The 26,100-nt window shown below is 59.2% G+C and carries 34 protein-coding genes; 26 read left to right on the forward strand and 8 right to left on the reverse strand.

Annotated features, from left to right (window positions below):
- Positions 1-143: 143 nt before the first annotated feature.
- From H4317_RS10960 to H4317_RS10980, 5 genes are read right to left on the reverse strand one after another with little or no spacing between them, the layout of a single operon-like run.
- Positions 144-1,430 carry a site-specific integrase gene (locus H4317_RS10960; protein ID WP_185886606.1) on the reverse strand — a complete coding sequence of 429 codons (1,287 nt, stop codon included), beginning with the start codon at positions 1,428-1,430 and terminating at the stop codon, positions 144-146.
- On the reverse strand, positions 1,427-1,855 hold the full coding sequence (locus H4317_RS10965; RefSeq protein WP_185886609.1) for a helix-turn-helix domain-containing protein: 429 nt from the start codon (positions 1,853-1,855) through the stop codon (positions 1,427-1,429). The genes H4317_RS10960 and H4317_RS10965 overlap by 4 nt, the downstream gene beginning before the upstream one ends.
- Positions 1,827-2,195 carry a hypothetical protein gene (locus tag H4317_RS10970; RefSeq protein ID WP_185886611.1) on the reverse strand — a complete coding sequence of 123 codons (369 nt, stop codon included), beginning with the start codon at positions 2,193-2,195 and terminating at the stop codon, positions 1,827-1,829. Before H4317_RS10970 ends, H4317_RS10965 begins: the two co-directional genes overlap by 29 nt.
- Before the next feature lie 13 nt (positions 2,196-2,208).
- The gene (locus tag H4317_RS10975) at positions 2,209-2,583 is read right to left on the reverse strand and encodes a superinfection immunity protein (RefSeq protein ID WP_185886613.1); all 375 of its coding nucleotides are present in this window, start codon (positions 2,581-2,583) and stop codon (positions 2,209-2,211) included.
- 59 nt (positions 2,584-2,642) lie between these two features.
- Complete coding sequence (locus tag H4317_RS10980; protein ID WP_185886615.1) at positions 2,643-3,551, reverse strand: S24 family peptidase; 909 nt, start codon at positions 3,549-3,551, stop codon at positions 2,643-2,645.
- A gap of 103 nt (positions 3,552-3,654) precedes the next feature.
- Between H4317_RS10980 and H4317_RS10985 the strand changes: the two genes are divergently transcribed.
- The 18 genes from H4317_RS10985 to H4317_RS11070 all read left to right on the forward strand — a co-directional run bounded on the left by H4317_RS10985 (position 3,655) and on the right by H4317_RS11070 (position 16,658).
- Entirely contained in the window at positions 3,655-3,891 is a 237-nt protein-coding gene (locus H4317_RS10985) for a hypothetical protein (protein ID WP_185886617.1), read from the forward strand.
- A 59-nt stretch (positions 3,892-3,950) separates the two neighbouring features.
- The gene (locus H4317_RS10990) at positions 3,951-4,331 is read left to right on the forward strand and encodes a hypothetical protein (protein WP_185886619.1); all 381 of its coding nucleotides are present in this window, start codon (positions 3,951-3,953) and stop codon (positions 4,329-4,331) included.
- Between the two features lies 1 nt (position 4,332).
- A complete protein-coding gene (locus tag H4317_RS10995) occupies positions 4,333-4,641 on the forward strand; it encodes a helix-turn-helix domain-containing protein (RefSeq protein WP_185886621.1) in 309 nt (102 codons plus the stop codon).
- 247 nt (positions 4,642-4,888) lie between these two features.
- A complete protein-coding gene (locus H4317_RS11000; RefSeq protein WP_185886623.1) occupies positions 4,889-5,566 on the forward strand; it encodes a hypothetical protein in 678 nt (225 codons plus the stop codon).
- Position 5,567: 1 nt separating this feature from the next.
- Complete coding sequence (locus H4317_RS11005; RefSeq protein ID WP_185886625.1) at positions 5,568-5,903, forward strand: hypothetical protein; 336 nt, start codon at positions 5,568-5,570, stop codon at positions 5,901-5,903.
- Positions 5,900-6,121, forward strand: coding sequence for a hypothetical protein (locus H4317_RS11010; protein ID WP_185886627.1), 222 nt, complete (start codon positions 5,900-5,902; stop codon positions 6,119-6,121). The genes H4317_RS11005 and H4317_RS11010 overlap by 4 nt, the downstream gene beginning before the upstream one ends.
- Positions 6,122-6,134: 13 nt before the next feature.
- A complete protein-coding gene (gene dnaN / locus H4317_RS11015) occupies positions 6,135-7,364 on the forward strand; it encodes a DNA polymerase III subunit beta (protein ID WP_185886630.1) in 1,230 nt (409 codons plus the stop codon).
- Between the two features lie 53 nt (positions 7,365-7,417).
- The gene (locus tag H4317_RS11020; protein ID WP_185886633.1) at positions 7,418-9,967 is read left to right on the forward strand and encodes a DNA methyltransferase; all 2,550 of its coding nucleotides are present in this window, start codon (positions 7,418-7,420) and stop codon (positions 9,965-9,967) included.
- A complete protein-coding gene (locus H4317_RS11025) occupies positions 9,967-11,187 on the forward strand; it encodes a phosphoadenosine phosphosulfate reductase domain-containing protein (protein ID WP_185886634.1) in 1,221 nt (406 codons plus the stop codon). The genes H4317_RS11020 and H4317_RS11025 overlap by 1 nt, the downstream gene beginning before the upstream one ends.
- On the forward strand, positions 11,187-12,224 hold the full coding sequence (locus H4317_RS11030; protein ID WP_185886637.1) for a Lin1244/Lin1753 domain-containing protein: 1,038 nt from the start codon (positions 11,187-11,189) through the stop codon (positions 12,222-12,224). Before H4317_RS11025 ends, H4317_RS11030 begins: the two co-directional genes overlap by 1 nt.
- Positions 12,115-13,230: a P-loop NTPase family protein gene (locus H4317_RS11035; RefSeq protein WP_185886639.1), complete on the forward strand. Its 1,116-nt coding sequence runs from the start codon at positions 12,115-12,117 to the stop codon at positions 13,228-13,230. Before H4317_RS11030 ends, H4317_RS11035 begins: the two co-directional genes overlap by 110 nt.
- A gap of 2 nt (positions 13,231-13,232) precedes the next feature.
- Positions 13,233-13,430 (forward strand): hypothetical protein, encoded by a 198-nt coding sequence (locus H4317_RS11040; RefSeq protein WP_185886642.1) that lies wholly within the window; start codon positions 13,233-13,235, stop codon positions 13,428-13,430.
- Entirely contained in the window at positions 13,427-13,684 is a 258-nt protein-coding gene (locus H4317_RS11045; protein ID WP_185886644.1) for a hypothetical protein, read from the forward strand. Before H4317_RS11040 ends, H4317_RS11045 begins: the two co-directional genes overlap by 4 nt.
- A 5-nt stretch (positions 13,685-13,689) precedes the next feature.
- Complete coding sequence (locus H4317_RS11050) at positions 13,690-14,268, forward strand: hypothetical protein (protein ID WP_185886647.1); 579 nt, start codon at positions 13,690-13,692, stop codon at positions 14,266-14,268.
- Positions 14,261-14,749, forward strand: a complete 489-nt coding sequence (locus tag H4317_RS11055) for a VRR-NUC domain-containing protein (RefSeq protein ID WP_185886649.1) — start codon at positions 14,261-14,263, stop codon at positions 14,747-14,749. Before H4317_RS11050 ends, H4317_RS11055 begins: the two co-directional genes overlap by 8 nt.
- Entirely contained in the window at positions 14,746-15,351 is a 606-nt protein-coding gene (locus H4317_RS11060; RefSeq protein ID WP_221899153.1) for a hypothetical protein, read from the forward strand. Before H4317_RS11055 ends, H4317_RS11060 begins: the two co-directional genes overlap by 4 nt.
- A complete protein-coding gene (locus tag H4317_RS11065) occupies positions 15,348-15,782 on the forward strand; it encodes an HNH endonuclease (RefSeq protein WP_185886651.1) in 435 nt (144 codons plus the stop codon). Before H4317_RS11060 ends, H4317_RS11065 begins: the two co-directional genes overlap by 4 nt.
- Positions 15,783-15,863: 81 nt before the next feature.
- Positions 15,864-16,658, forward strand: coding sequence for a hypothetical protein (locus H4317_RS11070; RefSeq protein ID WP_185886654.1), 795 nt, complete (start codon positions 15,864-15,866; stop codon positions 16,656-16,658).
- 2 nt (positions 16,659-16,660) lie between these two features.
- Here the strand turns inward: H4317_RS11070 and H4317_RS11075 are convergent, their stop codons facing one another.
- On the reverse strand, positions 16,661-17,155 hold the full coding sequence (locus H4317_RS11075) for a hypothetical protein (protein ID WP_185886656.1): 495 nt from the start codon (positions 17,153-17,155) through the stop codon (positions 16,661-16,663).
- Positions 17,156-17,222: 67 nt separating this feature from the next.
- Between H4317_RS11075 and H4317_RS11080 the strand changes: the two genes are divergently transcribed.
- Positions 17,223-18,737: a terminase large subunit domain-containing protein gene (locus tag H4317_RS11080; protein ID WP_185886659.1), complete on the forward strand. Its 1,515-nt coding sequence runs from the start codon at positions 17,223-17,225 to the stop codon at positions 18,735-18,737.
- A gap of 27 nt (positions 18,738-18,764) precedes the next feature.
- Here H4317_RS11080 and H4317_RS11085 read toward each other — a convergent pair whose 3' ends face one another.
- Together H4317_RS11085 and H4317_RS11090 are read right to left on the reverse strand one after the other, a co-directional pair.
- A complete protein-coding gene (locus H4317_RS11085; RefSeq protein WP_185886662.1) occupies positions 18,765-19,151 on the reverse strand; it encodes a hypothetical protein in 387 nt (128 codons plus the stop codon).
- 91 nt (positions 19,152-19,242) lie between these two features.
- Entirely contained in the window at positions 19,243-19,977 is a 735-nt protein-coding gene (locus tag H4317_RS11090; RefSeq protein WP_185886666.1) for an Abi-alpha family protein, read from the reverse strand.
- A gap of 138 nt (positions 19,978-20,115) precedes the next feature.
- Between H4317_RS11090 and H4317_RS11095 the strand changes: the two genes are divergently transcribed.
- From H4317_RS11095 to H4317_RS11125, 7 genes are all read left to right on the forward strand, one after another.
- The gene (locus H4317_RS11095; protein WP_185886668.1) at positions 20,116-20,742 is read left to right on the forward strand and encodes a hypothetical protein; all 627 of its coding nucleotides are present in this window, start codon (positions 20,116-20,118) and stop codon (positions 20,740-20,742) included.
- Positions 20,742-20,999 carry a hypothetical protein gene (locus H4317_RS11100; RefSeq protein WP_185886669.1) on the forward strand — a complete coding sequence of 86 codons (258 nt, stop codon included), beginning with the start codon at positions 20,742-20,744 and terminating at the stop codon, positions 20,997-20,999. Before H4317_RS11095 ends, H4317_RS11100 begins: the two co-directional genes overlap by 1 nt.
- Positions 20,950-22,782, forward strand: a complete 1,833-nt coding sequence (locus H4317_RS11105) for a hypothetical protein (protein ID WP_185886670.1) — start codon at positions 20,950-20,952, stop codon at positions 22,780-22,782. Before H4317_RS11100 ends, H4317_RS11105 begins: the two co-directional genes overlap by 50 nt.
- The gene (locus H4317_RS11110; protein WP_185886671.1) at positions 22,694-23,392 is read left to right on the forward strand and encodes a hypothetical protein; all 699 of its coding nucleotides are present in this window, start codon (positions 22,694-22,696) and stop codon (positions 23,390-23,392) included. The genes H4317_RS11105 and H4317_RS11110 overlap by 89 nt, the downstream gene beginning before the upstream one ends.
- A 102-nt stretch (positions 23,393-23,494) precedes the next feature.
- Positions 23,495-23,914 (forward strand): hypothetical protein, encoded by a 420-nt coding sequence (locus tag H4317_RS11115; RefSeq protein ID WP_185886672.1) that lies wholly within the window; start codon positions 23,495-23,497, stop codon positions 23,912-23,914.
- A gap of 38 nt (positions 23,915-23,952) precedes the next feature.
- A complete protein-coding gene (locus H4317_RS11120) occupies positions 23,953-24,840 on the forward strand; it encodes a hypothetical protein (protein WP_185886673.1) in 888 nt (295 codons plus the stop codon).
- 138 nt (positions 24,841-24,978) lie between these two features.
- A complete protein-coding gene (locus H4317_RS11125) occupies positions 24,979-26,058 on the forward strand; it encodes a hypothetical protein (protein ID WP_185886674.1) in 1,080 nt (359 codons plus the stop codon).
- The last annotated feature ends 42 nt before the right edge of the window (positions 26,059-26,100 follow it).

Consider the following 26,100-nt stretch of genomic DNA (forward strand, 5'->3'; position numbering starts at 1 on the left):
GGGTAACCGTCCTCTCTTATGGTCTATCGTTTATTGACTGCACAAAAGTAGGTCAAATTTCTTACCGCGCAATACAGCAACTTCGATTTGCGGCGATAAGACCCAACTTTTTACGCACACACACGCACACTTTCGCACACTTTTCAGTCCTCAAGTTTACCGGACTGCAGCTTATCCCAGCCCTCTATCATCTGTTGTTCAGTGGCTTCATGCTCCAGGTGGGTGTACTTCATGGTAGACTTTAAATCCTTATGCCCCATCTTCTCCATAATCTGCAGCGGATGTAATTTCATGCGGGCCAGCAGCGCGCCGTAGGTGTGCCGGGCGGTGTGGGTGCTGGCAGCCTGCCATTTTGGAAGCACCGCCTCGTGCTTCACGGTGCCTTTGTAGCGCACCTGCATATAGGGCGAGTCGATGCCCGCCGCCTTCAAAATTTCTTTGATGATGCCGCCCGTCTGCTGGCGCGAAATAACGGGCAATACCTGGCCAGCGGGCAGATGCTCGTATTTGGCCAGAATTATTTCTACCAGCGGCAGCAAGGGAATCTGCACGGCCGACCGGGTTTTTTTCTGGTCCATGCGAATCATGCGCAGGGCCGCCGCGGCTTTGATGTGCGGCCGTAGCAGCGCCGCGGCGTCCGAGTAGCGCAGGCCGGTCAGGCAGCGCATCACAAAGACATCCTTCTGCCGGTCCCAGGAACCCTTGCCGGCCGGGAGCTGCCAGGCAATGAGCTGCTCCAGCTCCTGCTGGGTCAGGTACACCGGCTCAATGTCGTGCTCCCAGTCGTTGTCTATCCACTTCGTCGGCAGGCCGGCAAACTGCATCAGTACCCGCAGCGAGTTAATATGCTGGGCAATGGTGTTGTTGAACATGGGCGTTTCCTTCACCAGGTACGAGGTGTAGCGGTTCACCCAGCGCTGATCGACGGCGGCCGGCGTGCAGCCCGGGTCGAATGTCTCAAACCAATCCACGTACTGGCTGCCCTTGTTGAGGTAGTCCGCCGTGAACTTGCCCGCCTTTTCTTCCTTCCACTGCTGGTACACGGCCCGGAACGGCTGCTCTGCCAACGGGCGGGCCTTGGCTACCTCAGCGGCCACTGCCTCGCTGCCTTTTGTTTTGCGGCCGGTCAGTTCGGAAATAATTTTTTTTACCTGTGGTAGCAGCGCCGCGTTGCTCAGCGTGCCAGCATCTTCCAGCTGCCGCACGGCCCGGCCGACAAGCAGGCGGATTTCATCGAGCCGGTCGTTGTGGCTGGTAGCGCCATCGGCGCTGCGGTGAATGTGCGGGGCCAGCTCGTTGAAGTACTTCGGATGCACTACCACGCCGGTAGCCGAGCGCACCGGGCGGGCCTCCCCTACTCCGATGCTGACATACACCGGCCTGCGGCCGTCACTGGCTGCTTTGCTATGCAGATAAAATCGGAGCTTCACGCAGTAGGTTTCTCTTCCAGGACGTGCGCCGGCACAAAGCCAACGCAGCCCTGCAGTTCTAATAAAATCGGCTGGAGCTTATCCAGCGCCGCCTGCACCTGTTCGGCGCTGTGGCTGGCCTCAGCAGCTATCTGTTGGCGGCGCGTGATGTTCTCGTCGCGGTGCAGCATGGGTTCCTGTCCTAAAATCAGCCAGTCAAGACGCACGCCCAGCTTCAGACTGAAGCGAGCCAGCAGATCGGCTTTCGGGTAGCGGCTTTTGCCGTTTTCCAGGTCACTGATGGCCTGCGCGCTGGCCTCCACCATATCGGCGGTGCGTTCCATCGACAGGTCAAAGCGCTGACGGATCAGGGCAATGCGCCGGCCCACGCCTTCCACGCCGGGTGCGGGCGGGCCTTCAGGTGGTTTTAGTCCGGGACGGGGCATTAGCAGCAGGCTTCTTTTTCGTGGCAACTGACGCCTTTCTGGCAAAAGGGGCTCCGAGTTTGGGGGCCGCCGGGAAGGCCGTAGGCTCGGGCCGACCGGCCGCCTTGCCCCCTTCCAGAATGAAGGTCAGGTCGGCCTGGGGAAAGCGGCGTTTCAGGTTGTAGAGCAGGCGTAGGTTGCAGTGATACCGACCGCTCTCAATCTGCACCCGGAAGCTGGGCTGCGTGTCGAGTTCAGGAGCGAGTTGCCGGTAGCTGTCGAAGGCCCCGGCCTGCTGCAGGCGGTGGAGTTCCGTCAGAAAGCGGCGGTCCATGGCCAGCTGGTCGAATTCAGGGAGCATCGGCAGAGGAAACTTAAGCGCCGCGCAGCAGGCGCGACTTCTGTTGTAGAAATTCTTCGTTCGTCAACTCGCCCGCATCCCGCAAGCTGCGGAGCTTATTTATCTCATCCGCTACACTGTTGACGGGTACCATACTCGGCACTGGTTGAAACATTGAAGCCGTCACGGCACCCTGCTTGTCGGGCGAAGCCGCCCAGATTAGAGCCGCTATCCATCCCAGTCCCGTCCAGCCCAGCAGCAGGTTCAGCAGCACGATACCGGTGAACTGTCGCTTCTTCCGGCCGATATAGGAAGGCAGGAAGTACAGTCCCAGTATCAGGATTGCGCCCAATATCTGGCCCAGTGAGTAGCCAGTAGAATAAGCATCCAGCAACAGAGAAGCCACCATATAGAATTTTAACTAGGTCTGGAAAGCTAATTTCCGGCTTTCCGGAAGTGGGGATTATCTTATTCCGGGGTGCTACGCTTTTCCACCTTCTCCAGCCGGGCCATCAGATTCTGTAGGTCGGCTTCCAGGCCGCTCAGGCGGCGGCGCGTGTCGAAGCGCACATTGGGAAACTTGAAGCCAATGTCGGCCACGACCCGCCATACTTCCTGTACGTCCTCAATCTGCACCTCGTAGGTCTGAAACTCTTCATTATCAGACTGCAACGCCAGCGTATTGCGCTGCTCAATGCGGTCCAGCACGCGCTTGACAACCAGGTTTTCCCGCGTCACGACGACATGGATGTAGCCTTCCTGCAGGGTTTCGCGGGTGAAATCGACAAAGCGCGCCAGCACCCAGCCGCCAGGATAGAACGTGGGTGACATCGAATCCCCTACGACCTGAAAAGCCCGGAACGTGGCGTTGCGGAATTCGGGTAGCGGGATGGAGAAAGCAGGAAGGTCCTTGTAAAATTCCGGCTCCAGGTAGCGCGTCGGGTAGCTGGCAGCCACTTTCGACGATACCAGACTGATGTTTTCCTGACGGTCTGTATCGACCGTCACCATCGGTACACCGATAGGCCGGGGAATGATAGGCGGATCTGGCTGGAGCTGCCGCACGATGGTCGGATGCAACATGTTTTCCGGCTCATCTATATGCAATACTCGCTCAGGAGCCTCTTTACCCCCATCCCGCAGCATAGGCCCAGAGCCCAACAACAGCCATTCCGCATGTACGAGAGGATAGGCGCGCAGAATCTTGGCCAGCACGTCGAAGGATGGCTTGTTCAGCCTCCCACCTACCAAATCTCCCAGCACACCGGAGCTGATATCCGCCCGCCGCCCAAAAGCAGACTTATTCCCCTGCTCAAACCTGTCAATCAGCTCAGTAATGCGCTGATGAATGGTCTGCTGCTCAGCAGATTCTCGCATACACTGAAAATTAATTTCAGCATTTGCTTGACAATGTCTCGCAAATGCTGAATCTTTGAAACAACAACGACAACAACAGGCGCAATATACACCCCTTCCGCATATGCTTATTCCCGACACCACAGCCGCTCCCAGCATCCGCTCGATGATGCCGGAGGGCTTTCTGAAAATGTTGGCCGAATCCACGGGCTGCCGGCAACGGGCTACGCTTTCCGGCATTGTGACCTACGAAACGACCAGCTCCAAGTACTGGCCGGCTATTGAGGCCTTGGCTCAGGAAACTGACCCCGAAGGCTTTGCCCGCTGGCAGGCGGCACAAGCCCACACGCACGCAGCATAACCCGCTTACAGCGGCAGCAACCGCTTTTCCCGACTACTTCACCTCCAACTCCTTACCCTATGAAGATTGCCTCACAAGAACCTCTTTACACGCTGCGTACGCCCGACGGCCCGCGCAGCATTTCCCAGCCGGTAGAAGGCGACTCGCTCGCGGTGCTGGAAGAATCGGCCCGCTACACGCTGCCAAAACCAATAATCGGGTGGGCGCGGGGCATGGATGGCGAGCTGAGTGTGTACACGGCCGGCCCCGACAGCAGCCTGTTTCGGCTGGCGCTGGAAGATGGCTGCGAGGCCGAATCCTTTTTCGCGGGCAAGGTACCCGATACGCTGCGTGAGTACCGGCTGGATGAGTACGCGCCCGGCGCCCTGCTCTACTTCCCGGTTCCACTCGCCACGCCGGCGCTGATGACCGTTTCGCACACGCTTTCCATTGCGGCCTAGCATGAGTAAGCTGCCTGAATTTGCCCGGAAGCTGCGCACGCTGCGCGCCACGTCCCACCTGACCCAGCAGAAAGCGGCTGCGGCCCTTTCCATTACGCATTCTGCCTACGCCTCCTATGAAGAGGGACGGGCCGAACCGAAGATGCGCACGCTGGTGCGGCTGGCCGACCTGTTCGGCTGCACGCTGGATGAGTTGCTCCGCCCGGCCGTGCCGGTAGAACCCTCACCCCAAGCGGCCCGCAAACGCCCGGCCCGCCCGGCTATGCCGGTTTCCGCCCGCCCTTTCCTGACATGGGACCATCATTCGTAGCGCCCCGCCGGGTCCGCAAACCTGCTCCCGGCCTGCCGCTGCCTGTTCAGCCTACCGACCTATGAAACCGCTCCCCTTTCTCCACTGCTTGGCTGGCCTGCTATTGCTGGCCGTCGTGGTCCCGGTCAGCTTCCTGCTGCTGAAGCTGCTCAAATAAAAACAGCAGAGCCGCACACGCAGCAACGTGTACGGCTCGAAAAACTACTTCATCAACCCCTATGAAAGGCCGATTACACGGCAAAGATACATGGCAGAAAATAAACCAGTTTTCAGTCTCTCCGATCAGGCCAAATGCCTACAGCGCGAAGTGCGGATGCGCTTCGCCGTGTACCCCGGCAAGGTCGCCAGTGAGAAGAGCACGTTCACCCAAGCCGACATGGACCGCGAAATCGGGCTGATGGAAGCCGCCGCCGATACGGTTGGGAAGATGGCCAAAAACGGCCTGTTCCGTGAACTGTATAACACGCTGGCTACGGCCCGTACCCTCTCGCATGAGGAGCTGACGAGCGAAATAGCTCGCGTGCAGCAGCGCGCCAACCAGTTCACTACCGATGGTAACCTGCTTTCCGCGCAGAATGAGTGTGTGAAGCTGGCCGGCCTGACGCTGCGGCTGGCGGAGCTGATAGGCGAGCTTACCGCAAAGCCGCAAGCTGACGCACACGAGGCCAGCGCGCCGGCTTCGGCACTCCCGGTCATCCCCGCTACTGCCGCCGCAAGCAGCGCCGGCACTGAGGCTGCTTCGGTAGAACAGAAACAGGAGATTATGCGCCTGCTTAACCATCCGGCCGTGGCACGCAGCGAAAAGACCAAGACACTGCTCAACATCAACCGGCTCACGCCGGAGAAAGCGACGGCGCAGATTGAGCGCTTGAACGGGCTGATTGCAGAGCACGAAGGTCCTACCACCTACCGCAAAGCCAGCTAGGATGAGTACGCTCCAAATACCGCTGCCTGACCTGGATCAGAAGATTGAGCAGGCAATTAAGCAGGCTGTCGAAGCGCGCATTCTGCAGCTGCCCCCGCCCGACCCGTGGCTGACGCTGACCGAGGCGGCTGCCTACGCCAATATGTGCCTGGAGCACATGACCGTCCTAGTGAAGGGCAAGCCCTACCGGGCAGCCACGGCTGACAAGCCGGAACGGCCGGCTATTAAGCCCAAAATTCCGCACGGCGACACCGGCTTTTCGCGGGGCCTACGCGTGCTGCAATCGGAGGTGGATAAGTACCTGATGCGTCACGCTTACAAGAATAAAGCCGCATGAGTGCCCTGTCCTGTCAGCTGCGCAAACAGCGCGAGCTAAACGCCCGCCTCGTGCGGGCCCGCCGCCGGATGCTGGCCTACCCCTGCCCCTTCTACGTGCGCCGCTTCCTGCACTACCTGCAGGAAGCCAACCTCTACACCGATGCGCTGCTGGCGCTGGTAGTACCTGCTGCCCACGATGAGGCGGTGTATGCCCTGTCTGATTCTGCCACTTTCTAATCTGTCTTTGCCGATGTCAACCGTCGTTACTTCTTCCCTTACCACCATGCTGCTCAGCAGCGCCGCCCTGCTTAAGGCTGCCCAGCACGCCCAACTGGCCGTGCCTTCACATCAACCCATTGTGCCGATTCTGGAAAACCTGCTGCTTTCGGTAGTAGCACGGCCCAGCGAGTTCGGTACCTATTCCGACATGACCGTAACCGGCTACGACCTGGAGCACCGCTTCACGTCCCGCCCGCTGCCGCTGGAGCGCCGCGACACGGATAACGTGGCCCTGTGCGTGCCCGGCAAGCAACTGATTGAATTGCTGCGCAACCTGCAAGAGCAGCCGCTGACAGTCAAGATGCTCGACTGCGCCACCTCTTCCCCGTCGCTGCACATCAACGCCTGGCTGTCGCACTCGCTGCTGAACAGCGGCAACGGCAACGCCCGCTATGAGCTGGCCGGCGAACAGGCCAACGACTACCCACGCGAAGCCGCGCTGGGGGAAGTCGTGGCCACGCTGCGCATTCCCGCCCACGTGCTGCTGGCTGGCCTGACAGCCACGCTTCCGGTTACCAGCACCGACGAGCTGCGGCCGGCCATGACCGGCGTGCTGATTACGGTCCACGGGCACACGCTGGAATTTGCCGCTACCTGTGGCCACCGGCTGGTCGTGATGACCAAGCAGGATCAGCATGAGGGCACCGGCGAGGCGTCTTTCATTGTGCCGCGCAAGGCCTGCGAAATCCTGCTGAAGCTGATGGACAAGCGCGAAGTAGTGGAAGTACTGGTAAGCAAAACCCAGGTCCTGTTCAAGCTGGAAAAAGGGGAATTGCAGGCCCGCCTGATCGACGAGAAGTACCCCGATTTCCGCAACGTCATTCCGGCGGAAAACCCGAACGTGCTGGTGGTGCACCGCACGGAAATGCTGGCGGCCGTCAAGCGCCTGATGATTTTCAGCAATAAGACGACCTACCACATTGCCTTCGACCTGGATGCCGCCACCGGTAGCCAACTGGTAGCCGAAGACCTAGACTTCCAGAACAAGGCGACGGAATCAATGCCTGGCACCTATGCCGGCGATGTGCTGAAAATTGGCTTCAACGCCCGCTTCCTGCGCTTCTTCCTGGAAAAGCTGCCGTGCCAGAGCGTGCGCATCAGCATGAGCTCATCCAGCCGGGCCGCCGTGCTGCAGTCAGCGGATGCCGATGACGGCCTGATGTGCCTGCTCATGCCCGTGATGCTCAACAACTACATGTAAGACGCACCGGCCCGGCTGCTGGTGACAGCGCCGGGCCTTTTCATATCCTACCCATGGAGAACTACACCGAGTTTTTAGGCTCAAAAATCAAGCTCGCGCCCGACGCCGGCTTTGATGTGGACGTTGCCACGCTGCACCCGTCCAGCTTGCCGCACCAGATTGATACCATTGTATGGGCCCTGAAGAAAGGCAGTGCCCTGATTGGCTCGAGCTTCGGGCTGGGCAAGACCCACACCCAGATTGAGCTGCTGAAAGCCATCCGCACCCAGCAGGGTGGCTATGTACTGATTGTGTGCCCGCTGGGCGTCAAGCACCAGTTCACGGAAGAGGATGGCCCGCGCCTGGGGGTACAGATTCAGTACGTGCGCAACGATGGTGAGGCGCTGGCCAGCCAGACCCCGTACCTGATTACCAACTACGAGCGGGTGCGCGACGGGCATTTTTCGCCGAAATTTCTGGCTTCGCTGACGGCCGTCACTCTCGACGAAGGCTCGGTGCTGCGCAGCATCGGCACGGACACGTATCAGCAGTTTACGAGCCTGCTCAAGTCCGTGCCGTTCCGCTTTGTGTGTACGGCCACGCCGGCGCCCAACAAATACAAGGAACTGATTCACTACGCCGAGTTCCTGGGCGTGATGGATTCGGGGCAGGCGCTGACGCGCTGGTTTAAGCGCGACGCGCAGAAGGCCGGCAACCTGACGATTCACCCTCAGCACGAAGCCGACTTCTGGCTGTGGGTCAGCAGCTGGGCGCTGTTTCTGACCAAGCCGTCTGATCTGGGCTACTCCGACGCAGGCTACGACCTGCCTGAGCTGGAGGTGCACTGGCACCTGATTACTGAAGGCGAGGCCGATGTGCGCGTGGATAAGCGCAGCGGGCAGTCGGAAGTGTTTGCTTCCACCGGCGGCAATTTGCCCGCGGCGGCCCGCGAGAAAAAGCGCAGCATTGTCGCCCGGGTCGATAAGGCGCTGCAAATTATTCTAACGCCGGAAGGCTACCAGGATCATTGGCTGATCTGGCATCACCTGGAGGATGAGCGGCGGGCACTGGAAACCACGTTCGCAGAAGCGACCGGCGGCTTCCATTCAGTCTACGGTTCGCAAAACCTCGAGCTTCGGGAACAGCTGATTGTCGGCTTCAGCCACGGCGAATACCAGTACCTGGCTACCAAGCCGGAAATAGCCGGCTCCGGCTGCAACTTCCAGCGGCACTGCCATCTGAACCTGTTTCTGGGTATTGACTACCGCTTCGAAGACTTTATTCAGGCCGTGCACCGCACCCACCGCTTTCAGCAGCAGCACCCGGTGCAGGTGCATATTCTGTACACGGTAGCCGAGGAGCCGATCCGCAAGGAACTGGAAGCCAAGTGGCAGCGCCACAACGAGCTGATGGAAACCATGAGCGGCATCATCAAAACCTACGGCCTGTCGCATCAGGCCGCCAAGGCCCGGCTGACGCGCAGCATGGGCGTGCAGCGCGAGGTGGCGGCCGGCAAGCGCTACACCTGCGTGCACAACGACTGCGTGGCCGAGCTGGCCACGATGGCCGATAACTCGGTGGATTTGATTCACACCAGCATCCCGTTCGGCAATCACTACGAGTACAGCGCCTCCTACAACGATTTCGGCCACAACGAAAGCAACGAGCGCTTCTTTGAGCAGTTCGCCTACCTCGTGCCCGAACTGCTGCGCGTGCTCAAGCCGGGCCGCGTCGCTGCAATTCATGTCAAGGACCGCATCCGCTACGGCAGCGTTACCGGCAACGGGTTTATGACCGTGGAGCGGTTTTCGGACCAGACGTCGGATGCCTTTGAGAAAGGCGGCTTCCTGTTTATGGGCCGCAATACCATTCTGACCGATGTAGTGCGGGAAAACAACCAGACCTACCGGCTGGGCTGGAGCGAGCAGTGCAAGGACGGCTCGAAGATGAGCTACGGCATGCCCGAATACGTGCTATTGTTCCGCAAGCTGCCCACCGATCTGTCGAATGCTTACGCCGATGAGCCGGTCGTAAAATCCAAGGAAGAATACAGCCGGGGTCGCTGGCAGCTGGATGCGCACGCGTTCTGGCGCTCTTCCGGCGACCGGCTGCTTTCGCCCCAGGATATCCGCAACAAGGGGTTGGATGTCATCGGCAAGTGGTTCAAGCAGCGCAACCTGCACAACGTCTATGACTTCTCGGAGCATGTACGCCTAAGCGAGCAGCTGGACGAGGCGGGCCGCCTGTCGAGCTCCTACATGATGCTTCCGCCGCAATCCTACTCGGATATGGTGTGGTCGGACGTGGTGTACATGCGCACGCTCAATGGCGAGCAGTTTAAGCGCAATGCCCAGAACCATATCTGCCCGCTGCCCTTCGACATCGTGGACCGGGTAATCCAGCGCTGGAGCAATCCCAACGACCTGGTACTGGACCCGTTCGGCGGGCTGATGACCGTGCCCTACCGGGCCGTTACGCTGGGCCGCCGCGGCTACGGCATTGAACTGAAACAGGAGTACTGGCAGGCGGGTCAGGTGTACTGCCGCGAGGCCGAATACAAGGCCTCAGTACCCAGCCTGTTTGATCTGTTGGACGCGGAGACGCCTAGAAAAGAGGCTGCCTAATGAAAGCGCAACAATCCAATCTCTTCGAAGGAAGCCGCCGTCTGCAGATGGATGAGTCTATTGAATTGACTATCCGCAGCCTTCAAGCCTACGGCCCAACCCATAAGCACTGGGCTATTGCTTGGAGCGGAGGAAAGGATAGCACGGCGCTGGTTACCCTCGTCGTCTGGCTTATCACATCCGGCAAGATTCAGCGGCCCGAAACCCTGACCGTCCTGTTTGCCGACACGCGCCTGGAAATGGTCCCGCTAATGGCCGCCGCCCATGATATCATGGATGACCTGCGCGAGCTGGGCATTGATGTGCGAGTCGTGATGGCCGAAATGGACCAGCGCTATTTCGTCTACCTGCTGGGACGAGGCGTGCCGCCGCCCAATAACGGTACGCTCCGCTGGTGCACAGCCCAGATTAAGATTGAGCCGATGGAAGCAGAGCTGCGCCGGCTCTTTGCCGAGAAAGGTGAAAAGGTGCTAATGCTGACCGGTGTGCGGCAAGGCGAATCGGCCATGCGGGACCAGCGCATCGTGATGAGCTGCGGCAAGGATGGCGCTGAATGTGGGCAGGGCTGGTATCAGGAAACGCTGCCGACGTCGCTCTGTGATACGCTGGCCCCGCTGCTGCATTGGCGGGTCTGCCATATCTGGGAGTGGCTGCGCAACTGGGCGCCGCGGGTCGAATACGGCGACTGGAGCACCAAGATGGTAGCTGAAGCCTACGGTGGTGACGAAGCGGAAGAGAAGAACGCCCGCACCGGGTGCATGGGTTGCCCGCTGGCCAGTAAGGACATGGCCTTGGAGAACCTGACCAAGCGCCCCCAGTGGGCTTACCTGTCTCCTCTGTTGCGTCTCAAGCCGATGTATCGGTGGCTACGCCTACCCTCGCAACGGTTGCGGCAACCCGGTGGGGAGAAGCGCAAGGATGGCAGCCTGACGAAAAATCAGCAGCGTATGGGGCCGCTTACGATGGAAGCGCGGCTGGCAGCTCTGGATAAGGTTCTCGGTATACAAGCCGAGGTAAATCAAGTAGCGGAAGCCACAGGCCGGCCGCGCGTAGATATTCTCAATCCAGATGAGGAAGCCCGAATCCGGGAGCTGATTGCCAACAATACATGGCCACAAAAGTGGACAGGTGAAGAGCCTACAGCAGATATTCCGCAGGATGTTGTGTACCCTGATGGATACCGCATGAACCTGCTCGATTTCATGAAATCCGCAGCATAATGGCCAGGCCCCCTAAACTCAACGCGGAATGGTTCACCCACATGGGTGGATTGCGCAACGACCGGCGCGTGAAAGCCATCCGCACGGCCACGGGTGCGGCGGGCTACGGCATCTTTCACATGGTGCTGGAAGCCCTGACCGATGCCGACTACACCACGCTCTCAGTCGATGCTTTCGAACTGGAACTGCTTGCCGGCGACTTCGGAGTTTCTGTCACAGAAATCGACAGCCTGTTACAGATTGGCCAAAGGGTCGGCTACTTCCTCATTGATGAGGCCAACATGCTCACCTGCCCCGAACTGAATAAGTGGCTGGAGATGCACTTCGAGAAGCGTAACCGCAGCAGAAACCGGGGTTCCGGCGACAAGCTGCCACAGCCTGTCACAGAAACGGGGGTTTCTGTGACAGAAATCCCACACAATACAATACAGTACAATACAATACATAACACTACACCTACACACCCTACCCCCGCAGCCGAAGGGTGTGTGCTCTCAAAAAAAAATGAGGGGGAAGTAGCAGCCGAAAAGTTACCCGCTGAAGGCCCTGACGCGTCGGCTTCGCACACCAGGGGGGGCGGGGCCGATGTAGCGACACTGGTTGAATTTCAGCCGGAGCCGGAATGGGCCGAACCCATGCGCCGGGTCGCGGCCCAGATGATTGCCTACTGGGGGCTGGCCGAGTACCAGCAGCAACCCCGCATGGCACTGACCCGCTTCTGCCGCACGCTCTTCCAGGGCGGGCAGGGAGAAGTGCTGCAGCAGCAGTTCACGGCCTACCGGGCCTACAAAGAGTTGACCGGCGAGCGTCGCCACGACTGGGACAGCTTCATCGGCAAGGAAGCCGAGCAGTTCCAGAACGCCGACGCCGGCTGGCTGAAAACGAACTGGGTAGAGGCCCTGGCCGCCGCCCGTCAAAATCCCAAATATGCAAGCGCTCAACATCGCCACAGCGGTGGCCCAGCTGCGTCCGCAGGCCGCGCCACTACCCTTGACCGGGATTCCTACACTGGTCGCCGCCCCGCCGCCGCTGCCTGACCAGATCGACCTGACGCCCGAGCAGACCGAATATGGCCTGCGTCTGGCCCGCCTGCGCAAGTGGGGCGTACTCAAACGCGAGTTCAGCGCCTGGCAGCAGCTGCACTGCGACCTGCAGCATGACGAGGCCACCAACTCCTGGGTGTACGTGCTGCGGGAACGGTTTGCCGATCTGGAGCCGCCCTTCTGCCCGGTTCAGGAAACGGACGTGCCGCTTACCCCGGCCGAAACGGATCAGGCCCTGTTCGACACCCAGCAGCGGGTGTGGGGCGAGCTGAATACCCGCTACGTCCGGGCCCTGCGCGAGCAGGAAGACGCCTACCGCAAACAAACTGTCCCGACCCCTGCCACCGGCCTGCAGATTGCCGAAGCCGCCTGGCGCCGGGGCACCTTTCTACTCAGCCAGATGACCCCTCCCCGCGCTTTCTCGCTCACGCCCGATACGGAACCCGTCTTCAATTTGCTGGTGTGGTATTTCGCCGGCCGCGAAGACAAGTTTGTGGAACTGGCCACGCAGCTGGGCATTGAGCATCCGAGCCTGCACAAAGGCATAGCGCTGCTGGGCCCCAAAGGCACCGGCAAAACCATGCTGCTGCGCGCGTTCCAGCAAAATCAGGCCCGCCCCTACGGGATGGTGACGGCCAAGAAAGTGGAGCTGTCCTTCCGGGCCGGCGACGAGGGCCGGACCCAGCAGGACGTGTTTTGCGGCAAAGGCGGCCGGGCGCTGTGCATCGACGACGTGTGCACGGAGGAAACCAAGGTGAAGGACTACGGCAACCAGGAAAACCCGATGGCTAGGGTGCTGCTCGAACGCTACGACCGCTACCAGCAGGGCCTGCTTCCGCGCTGGGCTACGCACCTGAGCAGCAACAACCCGCTGTACCGCACGCAGAACACGCCGCGCGACATGGCCAGCTGGGAAGAGCTCTACGGCGACCGGGCCGTGGACCGGCTGCATGAGCTCTGCAACATCATTCCGGTGCTCGGAGAAAGCCGCCGGCAATAGCCATGAGTCTCGACCAGCTGCGCCGGCGCCTACCGCTGCTCACCGAACGGCAGCTGCGCCGCTACCGTCACCAGTTCCGACTCTATGCCGCCCGGGTGGAGCTACTCGACTTGGAAGCCGCCCGCCGCGAGCTAGGGCACCGGCCACAGGGCGAAACCACCACCATCCGCCTGCCTTCCAAACTCAATTTTCTGCCATGAGCACCGACCTACACCCTTCCCTGCTGACCATCCTGACCCGCTTCGGCTTCAACGCCCACGGGGGTACCGGCTTCACCTGGCGCCGGGCCGCCCCGGTGCTGGGTCAGAAGCTCTACCTGGCCACAAGCACCGGCGGCCGGCAACTCTTCCTCTCGCAGGGCCAGCGCGTCGTCGTGCGGGCCGATGTGGTGACGGCCGCCGCGCTGGAGCAGATCCTAACCAACGAACTGGGCACCCCGCCCGAAACCGCTTAAAGACCATGGGATACAATCCTGAAATTATTACCCCTCAGTTGCAACGGATGCAGGTAGGCTCCCTCACCTCGTTGCGCAAACAGTGGGAGGATCAGTCGGCAATGACTGATTTGATAGACGCCGAACTGCAGTCTCGCCTCAATCGGATTCCACTTACCCCAGACCGGTTGGATGAGTTACTTCAATACTTTGGCTCTGACACCATTACCGAAGCCAGTGTAACCATCTGTCAATTGGCAGTTGAGGTACGGCGCCTGCAATCAGACAATCAGCGTCTGATAGATGAAACGCACCGCTGGAGTGCAGCAGTGAAAAAGTTGGAAGCCGAGCGGACACAGCCCTACACGGAAGCATCAGTAGAGGAGGCATTGCAGGTTCTCGACGATGCGATGGACAAGGGCAAGTTTCTGGATGATAACGCGCTGCTGATGGCCATCGACATGGCTGCCCAGAAGCTGCGGCCGGTACCGGCGCCGGTGCATGATGCCTCCGCGCTGGCCAGCCGCAAGCCGTGCCCAAAGGCGCAGGGCCTGCCCACTTGCAAAACGTGTTGGTGCAACGAGCAGCCCAAAGCCGATGGCTAAGTTCATCCTCCCTCCCCACCTGCAGGCTCGCATCATCTCCGATACCCGCCCTGCCACGCGGGCCCCACCTACCGGCCCGTTACCCGACCCAGCAGCCCCGAAGCCCGCCAAGCCCCGGAAAAAGACTTCTACCGGTACCAACAGCTTCACGCAGGCCGTCGTGCAGCTGCTCACGCTGGAAGGCTGCCTGATCTGGCGCCACAACAATGCCCCTGTCTACGACCCGAAGCTGGAATGCTTCCGCCGCGGCAGCGCGAAGACGGGCCTGCCCGATACGCTGGGCTTCTACCGGACTACCGGGCATATCGTGGCAGTCGAAATCAAAACCGGCAAAGATGTGCTCAGTGATGAGCAGCGCGAGTTCCTGGCAGCAGTCCGGGCCGCTGGGGGCTTCGCCTGTGAGGGCCGCAGTCTGGAGCAGGTCCGGAAAGAATTTCACGAATGGAAACAGTCACTCACTCAATTCACAAAAGCAGCATGAACATACCTATCAAAGAACGTCCGATTCTATTCAGCGGCCCGATGGTGCGCGCCCTGCTGGCTGGCACGAAGACCCAGACGCGCCGGATAGTGAAGGCTAAGCCTGGAGGTAGCTTTCAGGTCTATTACCGGCCATTCGATAACAGCCGCGAAGTGCAAGGCTTAACCGCTGGCGGCACTTTAGGTGACGTGATAAAATGCCCCTATGGCCAGCCCGGTGAGCGGCTGTGGGTGCGGGAAACGCATCACAAGTATGGCTCAGGCTGGATATACAGGGCGGATTATGGAGAGCATACACCTGTAAGTGATGGAATTGGCGGACCGTGGAAGCCCAGCATTCACATGCCCCGCGTGGCCAGCCGTATCCTGTTGGAAATCGTGTCGGTGCGAGTAGAGCGGTTGCAGGATATCAGTTTAAAAGATGTTCGGGCTGAAGGATGCGAGGTGCGGGAGTTCTCTTTGCTCTTTACAGAAGATGCAGCCGAACGGCAGCAAGTTGGCGCCAGTGTTTACCGCACCCTCTGGGAATCCATCAATGGCCCCAGCTCCTGGCAGGCCAATCCCTGGGTGTGGGTGGTAGAGTTCAAGCGCATTGACTCATGAAAAAGATGCGCATCCTCGCCCGCGACGTCGATCCGGAAACCGGTGACGTATCCTACTTCAAAGCCGGCCACACTTCCCGCCTCGAAGCCGTTAAAGGTGAGCGGGCCCCCAAGCCGCCCACCAAAGGCCAGAAAGCGGCCCGTCGGCGGCGTAAAAAGCAGCACTACGCCGGCTGCCGCCCCCGCCCCCTGTTTCACACCAGCACTCCGAAGCTGCACGAGGACCCGGCCGAACGCTTCCGGCTCAAACAGGAAGTCTTCGCCAACGCCGGCAACCGCTGCGTCTACTGCGGCGCCCGCTACCCGCTCACGCTCGACCACATCATTCCCCTGAGCAAAGGCGGCGGCTGGCATAAAGAGAACCTGCAGTGCCTGTGCGCACCCTGCAACGAAGCCAAGGCCGATATGATGCCCTACGAGCAGGCCGCCTAAGAAATGATTTTAATGCCGGTAATGTTTGTAATTTGCAAACATTACCGGCATTACTTTCTATTACCGTTTTCACTTTTCGCTATGGCCACGGGACAGCCAGACGCACAACCAGAGGTGCCAGCACCTGCTTCCGAAAAGAAGCTCACCAAGCTGCAGGAAGGATTTGCGCACCACTACGCACGGTTGTGGAAGGCCGCACCTGCTTACCGGGCCGCCGGAGGTGCACCAGCCGGAGCCAAGCAGAACGGCCTGAACCTGCTCAAGGACGAGCGTATCGTAGCGGCTATCCAGCAGGAAGCGGTACGGCTCGGCATGACGGTAGAGGAATCCACGGTCCGCATGTCGGAGTGGGGCCGCGTCAGCATCGATGACGTGATGACGCTTGAAGAGGAAGAGTATACCACGCGCATCCAGAAGCCGCTACGCGAGATAGTGGCAGAAAACTACGAGATGATCCTGTTTGAGCAGGAACTGGCTATCCGCACCGAAATCCTCTTCACCGATAAAAAGGAGCAGAAATCCTACCGCAACAAGCAGCAGGCGCTGCACCTGAAGCGGCTGATTGACCACGAACGGCTGCTGCTGGAACTGGAGAAGAATCCGGATGCTATGCGCGAAGTGCCAGGACCCAAAGCCAAGCGCGAGGTGGTAAGGCTGGATATGGTGAAGGTGCACAAGCTCCAGGCCGGCCACATGATCAAGAAAGTAACGCCGACCAAGTACGGGACAGCCGTGGAGCTGCACGATGCCAAGGATGCCGTCAACACCATGCTCAAGGTGCACGGGGCCTTCGCGCCGGTCAAAGTAGACCACACCACCAACGGCAACGACCTGCCCGGTTCCAACATCATGATGCCCGACAATGGACGGGATTGATTCTAGGTTCTATGCTGCCCAACTCTAACTACTCGACCATCTTCAAAATAGATATCCAGCGCGTCAGGATCCATGGGTCCCAAGACACTTGGCTTGAAGCCTAAGTAGTATCTCCAATAGTCGGACGTGTCAGCATTGAAATCAGGCCACTCCCGCTTTTCTGGCTTGACTTCCAGCAACTGCCTGACCTCTGCCTTGGACTTCCCGATTAGCATTTTGCTTTCAATGATGTCATCGGACATCTCATATCTGGTTTCAATAGATGACCGCCACCGTTCCCTGTCAAAGTCACGCTTTGGGTAATAAGAAGCCCAAACAAACCACAGGGTTATCATTACTGTGTAGAGGATAGGCGCAGTTACCAACGTGCCCACGGTTGCAACGACGTTCCGAGTAACTGTTTTGGGAAACCACCTTTTCAATAGCCGCTGCAAGCCTATAAAAACAAGAAACAGAATCAGAAGGCCTACAAACGCTAGGAAGATGAGCGTATCCATCGTGAGGGTTTGATAAGCGGATAGCAGAGGAAATACTGGTACAAAACTACGTGAAAACCCACCACTAATGGCCTCTATTGCAGAAGCGAAAATCATCACGCCGCAGCCCGGTTTCCAGATGGCCGCCCTGAGCACGCCCGCTGACATTGCCATTATCGGCGGTGGCGCTGGCGGTGGTAAGACCTACGCGCTGCTGATGGAGGCCACGCGCCACCGCTTCAACCCTGGTTTCGGGGCTGTCATCTTCCGCCGCACCTACGCCCAGATTACCAACGAAGGCGGCCTGTGGGATACCAGTAAGGACCTGTATCCGCTCGTCGGCGCCAAGCAGGGCGACATGGAGTGGAAGTTTCCCAGCAACGCCCGCGTCTCGTTTGCCCACATGCAGCACGAGAAGAACATGTTCGACTGGCAGGGCACGCAGATTCCGCTGGTGGTCTTCGACGAGCTCACCCACTTCACCAAAAAGCAGTTCTGGTACATGCTCACCCGTAACCGGAGCATGTGTGGCGTGCGGCCCTACGTGCGGGCCAGCTGCAACCCCGACCCCGATAGTTGGGTGGCGGAGCTGATTGATTGGTGGATTGGCGAGGATGGCTTCCCGATTCCGGAGCGGGCCGGCGTGCTGCGCTACTTCACCCGCGACGGGGAAACGATGGTCTGGGGCAATACGCCCGACGAGGTCATAGCGCAGGCCCCGCACCTGTTTCAGGGCGAACTGGCCAGCACGAGCCCCAAAAGCCTCACCTTCATTCCGGGCAGCATCTACGAAAACAAGAAGCTGCTGGCCGTTAACCCGGAGTATCTAGCTGGCCTGATGGCCCAGGATGAGGAAACGAAGGCGCAGCTGCTGGAAGGCAACTGGAAGGTGAAAGTAGACGGGCTGGCGCTGTACGAGCCGACCCGCCTGAATGACCTGTTTACCAACTACCCCGTCGTGGAAGCCCAGCCGCGGCGCTGCATCACAGTTGATGCCGCCGGCTTCGGCCAGGATAAGTGCGTAATCAAAGTCTGGCAGGGCTGGACGGTCGTTGCCATCACGGTCATCAGCAAAACCGGCTCGCGCGACATCGTCGATGCCGTTGAGCCGCTGCGTCAGCGCTATAATGTGGCCCAGTCGGATGTGCTCGTCGATCAGGACGGCGTAGGCGGTGGCGCCGTGGCACTGGGTGGCTACAGTGGCTTTAGTGGCGGCGCACCTCCCCTGCCCGATCCGGAGACGGGCACCAAGGAGTTTTACAAGAACCTAAAGACCCAGTGCTACTACCGTAGCGCGGCCCGTACCAACCGCGGCGAGGTGCGCATTGAGGTCACTACGGATAGCTGCCTGATTGATGGTCAGCGCACCACGAAGTTGAAGGTGGGCAGCCAGGTAGTAGACGTGCGCGACGTCATCAAGCAGGACCTGAAAGCCATCAAGCGCGCCAAGGCCGATGCAGAAGGCAAGAAGCAGATCAACACCAAGGAAGAGCAGAAGATCCTGCTGGGCCGCTCGCCGGACTTTGGTGACACGTTTATGATGCGTGAGTGGTTCGAGCTGCAACCAGTTGCTCGGAAAGGCTTTATGCGCCGGGTGAATTAACTTGTCTTACTTGTAAGTGTTGGTCGCCTACTGTATTACAATACTATTTACTGTCCAGCTACTCGGATCAGCTTGATCACCTCCGTTGAACTGTAATTCCACACTGTATTCTGACCGTATTGTGGCACCAAAGCCATTTTGTGAGTCCACATGGTCTCTCACTACGAATAAGCCATTGCCTTTATCAGTAGCCTCACCATTGAACATTTCAAAATCAGCAGTAGACGGGGACTTTAACTGTTCTTTCACTTTGTCTTGCGCAATAATAACGGCCATACTTGCTTCAGGCCCGACTGAAGCAGCGTCTGACTCAGTCGGGTCCGACTGTGCTGCGTTTGGATCTTTAGCGGTATACACACCGAGCAATAATGCGAAGACAACAACGCCTATTAGGAGTCTAACTAAATTCTTCATCAAGTAATGACAGATATGGTCTGGTCAACGTAACCGGAATTTTCTTTTCCTGCGAGTGATGTCGAGTTGCGGCCTATAACGAAGAAAGGAGTTATGCGCCGGGTGAACTAGCTACTGGTGCTGTGCATGCACGAACGAACTCTAAGCCGTATACAGAGCCAACGATTTTATATTGTTGAATTACGAAGTCTTCGGTATTGATCGTGTTTTTCCCTGGAAAGCTAGCATGGGCTATCTCAATGAGATTGTTTTCCAACATACCCATATAGTCTTTGCACGTATCCAAACGCAATAGATTCGCTATATCAAAAGCTAGTTCGGACATCGATAATCCACTTTCATTTTTCAGGAAGAGCATATCCTTCCTATAATACCCACTGGCTGGATTTGCTGAACTCTGAACACGTTGCTCGCTATGACCCTCGAAAATCAGATCAAGGATTTTAGCCTGTGAAGGCGTTAGTTGCCGCAGTGTGTCAACAAAGCTGGGGTGCGGTTCCTTGGATACATTGGAATTCGCTGCATTTGCCAGCAACGCCGCCCACTTGGTGCTAAGCACCGGGCTATCTTCCAAGCTGGCATTTTCCAGAAGCGGCACAAGCAACTTCAGACTCACCTGCTTCGCGTCTACCCCAGCATCCGCCAGCATTTGATGTGCTTCTTTGAAAAGCGCCAACTGCTTCTTCAGGCGAAACTTGCGCAGCCCTTCACTCAGCAATAGGCCTAGTTCCTCGGCAGCGGGCCCGACTACTTTATTTACAAATGGGACTACGACGCCGCCCCCAGCACCGAGAAGAATAGTTGAAGCAGTTATGGGATCTGACATTGCGAGTTAAGTTGGTTTATATCAGGCAAGCTACAAAATGATGACTCCGAAATAAGCATAGATGCCCCCCTGCTTGCAGTTTCGGAAATAATGTTTGTATTTTACAACCATTATTCACTTTAGCACCACCTTCTGGTCATGGCTGTTAACTGCACCCGCCCCACCGAGCTCACCGACATCAGCAAAGTGCTGTGCGCGGTTCACTTCGGTCAGATCGTTCGTCTGGCCTTCCGCCGCCGCTTAGGCGTCACTGCACCTGCCTTTGCCACGGAAGCGGCCATGAAGACCCAGGCCGCCTGGAATTCGGCTATCACGGCCGAAGGCAACGACAAGATTATCCTCTCGCCGCTGTTCGTCAACTTCGTGATTCCGCCTTCTGAGGCGCAATTCCTGGAAGAGAACACCAACGGCAGCATCAACGGCAAAGGCTACCTGGCCGGCTACAACGCCGTCAAGCCGACCGGCGAGTTCGTCGGTCTGCCCGGCGACGTCAAAGCCCAGCTGGAGCTGATTGAGGAAGAGGCCCGCGCCGAACTCGGTGAAGACCCGATGGAGCAGTGGGGCATCACGGCCGATAACCGCATCATCTCGGTGGGCGCGGCCGGCATCCCCTTCTCCAACTTCTACATCGGCTCCGTTGGCTCGGAAGGCTTTCGCGCCCTGAACAAGAATGCCTTCGGATTCTCGCTCGATGGCAAGTGGGACAAAGGCCTGACGGTAACGCAGGCCGAGTTCGACCTGGTCAACCTCTACCCGGCTCCCTAATGGCCGGCCGCAGCACCTCAGAGCAGCCGGAAGTTATCCGGCTGCGCTCTGAGTCGCTGGGCGAGGAAAGAGATTTCTCGCCCAGCCACGCGGCCCGCCTGCAGGCACTCGAAGCCAGCCAGGGTAAGCCCGACTGGCTGCCCATAGAGCCGCCTGCAGCACCCGTAGCCGCCGAACCTTCCACTGATTCCACGCCGCCTCCGGCAGATGATCCTAGGCCCCGAAAACGTACAGCAGCTACTCGAAAACCCCGCTAACGGCGAGGCGATCAGCGCGTGTCTGCGTCACGAGCAGCGGCTGCAGCTACATGCCGTGCCCCACATCGATACTAGCCGCCGGCCCGCCGGCTGGCTGTATCTGCGGGAATGGGCACGCAGCATGATGCCGCTGGATGAGGCTATCCGCTGGGAACAGTGCGTGCCCGCGCCGCTGCCCACTACGGACGTAGTAGAGGACATCTTCACCGGCCTGCAGCGCGTGTTCGAGGCGCAGGACGGCCTGATTCAGTGCGAGCTGGCCACGGCTGAACTGGAAACCGACTTCGAGCAGTACCGCACCGCCCAGCGCGAGGCGGCCTTCTGGCAGGGTCCCGCGTTCCAGGCCGTGGGCCGCCGGCCGCACTCGCTGCTGGTTATCGACATGGCCAGCGAGCAGCGCACGCCGCGCCCCGAACCCTACTCCCTGTTGATTGAGCTGGAGCAGGTCTGGGACGTGGCCCTGCGCGAAGACGGCAGCTGCGAGTACGTGATGTTCTCGCTGCCCGATGGCCGCGAAGGCGACGTGCGCATCGAGCGGGTCGCGGTGTACGATGATGCCGCCTACATGATCTGGCGCCGGCCGGAAGGCACCCAGCAGTGGAGCGAGGAACTCAACAACCCGCACATTCTGGGCTACTGTCCTGCCCGGTTGCTGTGGAACCGCCCACTGGACAAGGCCACCGACCTGCCCCGCCTCGCGCCCCTGACCGGGGTGCTGGCCGGCCTGGACCGGTACGTGTTCTGGGATGCCGCTATCGAGTATGCCCGCCTGCACGGCACCTTCCCCATCACCTGGGGCTTCGAGGAACAGTGCACCTTTCAGGGCGCAGAAGGTGAGCAGTGCCAGAGCGGCATCATTACCTACATCAAAAGCTACGAGACGCTGAGCAGCGGCGAGCAGCGGCCCAACTACAGCGAGAAGCCCTGCCCGGCCTGTGCCAAGCGGCCCAAGATCGGCCCCGGTACCTACGTGACCGTGCCGGCCCCTTCCAAGGACATGCCCGACACGCGGGACCCGATTGGCCGGGTGAACCCGGAAGTGCCCGTGCTGGAGCACTTCCGCGAGATTCAGCAGCAGCGCCGGCAGGATCTGCTGCGTGCCGTGCTGGGTGGTGGTGGCGAGCCGGAAAACGAGCAGGCCAAGAACCAGAAGCAGGTACAGTCCGGCTTTGAAATCAAGCAGGATGTGCTGGTCGAGTTCAAAAAGCCGCTCGAAGAGGCCCGCGCCTGGGAGCTGACCACCAAAGGCCGCCTGCGCTACGGTAGTCTCTACCGGGGCACCTTCGTCAGCTACGGCGAGCGGTTTTACCTCAAAACGCCGGAGCAACTGGCCAAAGAGGAAGAGGAAGCCCGCAAAGCCGGCCGGCCCGTCTACGAGCTCAGCCAGGCCCGCGACTTCCGCTACCAGACTCAGCACCGCAACAACCCCGTGATGCTGGACCGGATGCGGATTCTTTCCGACCTGGAGCCTTATCCGGAATACTCGGTCGAGCAGATTCTGAATCTGTTGGCTTCGTTCGCGGGCGGGACTAGTACCGCACTCGAATTATTCGATAACAGCCTGTTGCGGCTTAAAGTCGATTTCGGCCGCTACCTCACCCGTTTCGAATCGGAGCAGCTGGATGTGGTCCGCTTCGCTTCGCTTCAGCCTTACCACATCAAGATTGCCCTCATTACTCAAATCCTTTTGTCTTATGTCCCAGACAGCCCCCAAAACGGCGACGGCCAAAACCGCCCCGCCCCAGAAGCTCGACCTGAAAACGCTCCAGTCCCAGCAGCTTAGCGGCGAGGACATTGCCCAGGCCACTGGCAACGTGAACAGCGACTACAGCTTCCCGGCCCACGAAGCCGCCTATGTGCATGTGCGCCTCACCAAGAAGGTCAACGACCCGATCCTGAAGCAATACACCGAGGAAACTACCGATAAGAAGTTCGCCCCGGTGCAGTTCACCCGCATGGATAAGAGCGGCTATTTCAATACCCAGAGCTACGATAAGGTAGAGCTGCTGCACGACCCGCGCCGCGCCGCTACCCAACCCGCTGTCACCGGCAACAAGCCCTGGGAGCCATCAGAAGGCCTGCCCACCCTGCAGGATGCCCAGCTGCGCTACCAGGAGTTGTACGGCCACAAAGCCCCGGCCGTGTCGTACGGGGCGCTGATTGAACTGATTCAGGCCAAGCTGGAAGAGTCAGAAGGTGATGAGGACGAGGAGGACGACAACTTCCCTGCCCGCAAGACGATCCGCAGCATGGTAGAAGCTAAGGCTCGCTATGAACAGGCGTTTATGGTAGATGCGCCGACCGATAAGAGCTTCGCTGAACTCAAAGCCTTGGTAGAAGCTGAGGAAGATCGTTTGGATAAGCTGGATTTATTGGGAATGGACGCTGAATAAGCATCCTGGGCCGGTTCCACGCGGGTGGGACCTTTCGGAGCCGGCCCTTCCTTCCCGCCCCGCCCGCACACTGCCATTTTTCACGCCATTACTCCCACTCGCATGGCTTATCCAGTAGAATTTCCCGAGCAAAACGCCGTCCTGCAAAAGCCGGCCAATATGACCGAAGAAGAGTGCCGGTCGTTGCCCATTCTTCGCAAGGACGGCCAGTGCATCAGTGTCTGGAAGCTGACGCCGGAAGAGATGGTCAGCGTCAATCTGACGCAGTCGGTGGTGGTAGGCGTGCTTTCGGGCCACACCCAGCCGCCGATCTGGATTGAGGCGGCCGCCCCGGCAGAAGCTGGTGAGCTACCGGAAGAAACGCAGCTCCAGATGAATCTGGTAGAGGAACTGGGCACGCTGGGCGTGCGCGTGTTCCTGTTCTCGGATCAGCTGGATGAGATTGAGAAGAAGCGCGGCGAGAAGCTGCTGGAATACCTGAAGGCTGCATTGCACACCTACAAGGAGGCAACACACAAGTAATCATTTCCCACCCATCACCACTTCTACGAGACTGAAGTATGGCCATCACCGACAACACCTTTACCCCCGAAGAGCTGACCGCCGCCGTTACCGCCAACCCCGCCCTGCGCGAGCATCTGGTAGGTGCGGTTAAATCGGCCAGCTATGTCGTGCGCACCGCCGACGAGGAAACCCAGTTTATCGGCACCAAAACCAAGGAAATCTACGACGGTCTGGACCGGGATATTTTCGACACCACCGGCATCCAGCGCAATCCGACGGAGAAGACCTACGAGTACAACAAACGGGTGCTCGGCAGTCTGAAAGAGGCGGCGACGCCATTGCAGCAGAAGATTGCCGACCTGGAACAAAAGATTGCCGACGGCACCGGCGACGCTACACTGAAGGCCCAGCTGGAGGTGCTGCAAGGCAAGGAAGCCAAGTACCAGGAGCAGCTTACTGAAAAGGACACCGCCCTGTTTCAGAAAGATGTGAAGCTCGACATCCGCGACGGCGTGCGCGGTATCAAGTTCGATCCGACGGTAAAAGAATCGGTGGTAAAGGTGCTGGTAGACAACGCCACTACGGCCATCATCAACATGGCCAAGCAGCAGCAGAACGCCGACGGCACTACCACGGTGGTGTACATCCGCGACGGGAAAACGGTGCTCAACGATAAGGACCAGCCCGCCGATGCCGCCTACATCCTGGCCGACATGCTGAAGGACGTGGTAGACACCGGCCACCAGGGCGCCGGCGGCGGGGCTAACCCTAACGGCAACCCCGGCCCCGCCCCCCGCCCCGGCACCATTCCTACGTCTATTCCGGGCACGGTCAAAACCCAGAGTCAGCTCATCGTTCATCTTAAGGAGCTGGGCCTGAAAGACGGCTCAAAAGAGTTTGATGATGCCTTCGACAAGTTCAGCACGGGTCTACCCCTGCGCTAATCCGCTTGCCCGGGGCCGGCCGATACGGGACGCCGGCCGGCCCCGATAGTGACGCTTACCGCTTACGCTTTCTGCTATCTGGTTACGGGACGACCTGGCAGGCCCTGTTTTCATTTTCACCTTATTTTCTGCCTTACGATGTCCATCGTTCAAACCCTCAAACAGGCCACCCGTACCCAGTACCGCCGTCAGCCCGGCGGTCTGGATTCGCTGGAACTGCGCGGCTCCAACTACGGCGCCCTGAACCTCTACAAGAAGCAGACCGCTTCGCCCACCGGCATTGTCGATAATGCGCTGAAAACCGCGCTGGAGCAAAGCTTCGGCAATACGGTGCAGGTGCCAGTCATCGACTGGATCAACCCCACCATCGGCAATGTGCGCACCTGCAACGTGCAGGTCGGCGGCCTGACCACGAAACTCGTGGAGTTCACGGCCGTCACGATGACCTTCGGTTTTCCGATGATCCGCTCGCAGTTCAAAAACAACAGCATCAGCGAAGCGGATTATTTCTTCCGCATGTTCGAAGCGCGTCGTCTGGCTGCGCTGGAACTGCTCGATACCTGGGCTGTTGACCACCTCGACGACAACAAGAACCAGTATTTCCCCACGGAGATTCTGCAGTATTACCCCGAGGCCAACGACGCGCTGCAGGTGCCCGGCGACAAGGAAGAGCGCATTGAGTTCTACAACCAGATCCGCTCCATCCTGAGCACGATGGACCTGACCGGCAACCCCGACGTGGTAACGAACCCGATGGCCATGGGCGACATCCGCACCGTGCTGGGTGCGGGCACTACTGACGCTGGCGACCTGTCCTACGTGCTGGCCAGCGTGGGCAGCTTCTTCGAGTCGAACCGGGTAGTAGCCGGCCCTGGCAACCGGGCCGCCATGTACCTGGTGGGCAACAACGCCGTGGGTATCGTAACCCGCATCGACCCTGACTGCGAAACGGGTGTGCAGCACGGCGGCAGCGAAAACCCCGTGCGCGAGTGGACTAAGCAGGACGTGCCCGGCATCGGCACCATGGGCCTGTACTACCGTGCGGATTGCTCGGATCAGTCGGCACTGCTGGCCGCCCAGAATCTGCAGGGCCTCACCCGCACGTCGGTAGAGTCTTTTGAGTGGAGCATTGACGTGTTCTTCATCAAAGCCTACAATTCTGACGTGGCCGGCCGCTTCTTTCCCATCATCAAGGTGGAACAGAAGACGGCTGCCTAGTCTGACTGATTTTTCAAGAAAACGCCCGTCCCGGTCGGGATG

Origin of the sequence: Hymenobacter sediminicola, from assembly GCF_014250515.1 — a bacterium.
Classification (GTDB): Bacteria; Bacteroidota; Bacteroidia; order Cytophagales; family Hymenobacteraceae; genus Hymenobacter; species Hymenobacter sediminicola.

What these genes read in the sequence shown, in the direction of transcription:
- H4317_RS11065 (WP_185886651.1), top strand. Translation starts at nt 15,348, where the DNA reads ATGAAAAAGATGCGCATCCTCGCCCGCGACGTCGATCCGGAAACCGGT.
- H4317_RS11060 (WP_221899153.1), top strand. Translation starts at nt 14,746, where the DNA reads ATGAACATACCTATCAAAGAACGTCCGATTCTATTCAGCGGCCCGATG.
- H4317_RS11105 (WP_185886670.1), top strand. Translation starts at nt 20,950, where the DNA reads ATGATCCTAGGCCCCGAAAACGTACAGCAGCTACTCGAAAACCCCGCT.
- H4317_RS10990 (WP_185886619.1), top strand. Translation starts at nt 3,951, where the DNA reads ATGAAGATTGCCTCACAAGAACCTCTTTACACGCTGCGTACGCCCGAC.
- H4317_RS11115 (WP_185886672.1), top strand. Translation starts at nt 23,495, where the DNA reads ATGGCTTATCCAGTAGAATTTCCCGAGCAAAACGCCGTCCTGCAAAAG.
- H4317_RS11010 (WP_185886627.1), top strand. Translation starts at nt 5,900, where the DNA reads ATGAGTGCCCTGTCCTGTCAGCTGCGCAAACAGCGCGAGCTAAACGCC.
- H4317_RS11125 (WP_185886674.1), top strand. Translation starts at nt 24,979, where the DNA reads ATGTCCATCGTTCAAACCCTCAAACAGGCCACCCGTACCCAGTACCGC.
- H4317_RS10970 (WP_185886611.1), bottom strand. Translation starts at nt 2,195, where the DNA reads ATGCTCCCTGAATTCGACCAGCTGGCCATGGACCGCCGCTTTCTGACG.
- H4317_RS10965 (WP_185886609.1), bottom strand. Translation starts at nt 1,855, where the DNA reads ATGCCCCGTCCCGGACTAAAACCACCTGAAGGCCCGCCCGCACCCGGC.
- H4317_RS11020 (WP_185886633.1), top strand. Translation starts at nt 7,418, where the DNA reads ATGGAGAACTACACCGAGTTTTTAGGCTCAAAAATCAAGCTCGCGCCC.
- H4317_RS10985 (WP_185886617.1), top strand. Translation starts at nt 3,655, where the DNA reads ATGCTTATTCCCGACACCACAGCCGCTCCCAGCATCCGCTCGATGATG.
- H4317_RS11035 (WP_185886639.1), top strand. Translation starts at nt 12,115, where the DNA reads ATGCAAGCGCTCAACATCGCCACAGCGGTGGCCCAGCTGCGTCCGCAG.
- H4317_RS11085 (WP_185886662.1), bottom strand. Translation starts at nt 19,151, where the DNA reads ATGAAGAATTTAGTTAGACTCCTAATAGGCGTTGTTGTCTTCGCATTA.
- H4317_RS11075 (WP_185886656.1), bottom strand. Translation starts at nt 17,155, where the DNA reads ATGGATACGCTCATCTTCCTAGCGTTTGTAGGCCTTCTGATTCTGTTT.
- H4317_RS11090 (WP_185886666.1), bottom strand. Translation starts at nt 19,977, where the DNA reads ATGTCAGATCCCATAACTGCTTCAACTATTCTTCTCGGTGCTGGGGGC.
- H4317_RS11080 (WP_185886659.1), top strand. Translation starts at nt 17,223, where the DNA reads ATGGCCTCTATTGCAGAAGCGAAAATCATCACGCCGCAGCCCGGTTTC.
- H4317_RS11005 (WP_185886625.1), top strand. Translation starts at nt 5,568, where the DNA reads ATGAGTACGCTCCAAATACCGCTGCCTGACCTGGATCAGAAGATTGAG.
- H4317_RS11030 (WP_185886637.1), top strand. Translation starts at nt 11,187, where the DNA reads ATGGCCAGGCCCCCTAAACTCAACGCGGAATGGTTCACCCACATGGGT.
- H4317_RS11095 (WP_185886668.1), top strand. Translation starts at nt 20,116, where the DNA reads ATGGCTGTTAACTGCACCCGCCCCACCGAGCTCACCGACATCAGCAAA.
- H4317_RS11055 (WP_185886649.1), top strand. Translation starts at nt 14,261, where the DNA reads ATGGCTAAGTTCATCCTCCCTCCCCACCTGCAGGCTCGCATCATCTCC.
- H4317_RS11110 (WP_185886671.1), top strand. Translation starts at nt 22,694, where the DNA reads ATGTCCCAGACAGCCCCCAAAACGGCGACGGCCAAAACCGCCCCGCCC.
- H4317_RS11000 (WP_185886623.1), top strand. Translation starts at nt 4,889, where the DNA reads ATGGCAGAAAATAAACCAGTTTTCAGTCTCTCCGATCAGGCCAAATGC.
- H4317_RS11025 (WP_185886634.1), top strand. Translation starts at nt 9,967, where the DNA reads ATGAAAGCGCAACAATCCAATCTCTTCGAAGGAAGCCGCCGTCTGCAG.
- dnaN (WP_185886630.1), top strand. Translation starts at nt 6,135, where the DNA reads ATGTCAACCGTCGTTACTTCTTCCCTTACCACCATGCTGCTCAGCAGC.
- H4317_RS11070 (WP_185886654.1), top strand. Translation starts at nt 15,864, where the DNA reads ATGGCCACGGGACAGCCAGACGCACAACCAGAGGTGCCAGCACCTGCT.
- H4317_RS11045 (WP_185886644.1), top strand. Translation starts at nt 13,427, where the DNA reads ATGAGCACCGACCTACACCCTTCCCTGCTGACCATCCTGACCCGCTTC.
- H4317_RS10975 (WP_185886613.1), bottom strand. Translation starts at nt 2,583, where the DNA reads ATGGTGGCTTCTCTGTTGCTGGATGCTTATTCTACTGGCTACTCACTG.
- H4317_RS11050 (WP_185886647.1), top strand. Translation starts at nt 13,690, where the DNA reads ATGGGATACAATCCTGAAATTATTACCCCTCAGTTGCAACGGATGCAG.
- H4317_RS11040 (WP_185886642.1), top strand. Translation starts at nt 13,233, where the DNA reads ATGAGTCTCGACCAGCTGCGCCGGCGCCTACCGCTGCTCACCGAACGG.
- H4317_RS11100 (WP_185886669.1), top strand. Translation starts at nt 20,742, where the DNA reads ATGGCCGGCCGCAGCACCTCAGAGCAGCCGGAAGTTATCCGGCTGCGC.
- H4317_RS10980 (WP_185886615.1), bottom strand. Translation starts at nt 3,551, where the DNA reads ATGCGAGAATCTGCTGAGCAGCAGACCATTCATCAGCGCATTACTGAG.
- H4317_RS10995 (WP_185886621.1), top strand. Translation starts at nt 4,333, where the DNA reads ATGAGTAAGCTGCCTGAATTTGCCCGGAAGCTGCGCACGCTGCGCGCC.
- H4317_RS11120 (WP_185886673.1), top strand. Translation starts at nt 23,953, where the DNA reads ATGGCCATCACCGACAACACCTTTACCCCCGAAGAGCTGACCGCCGCC.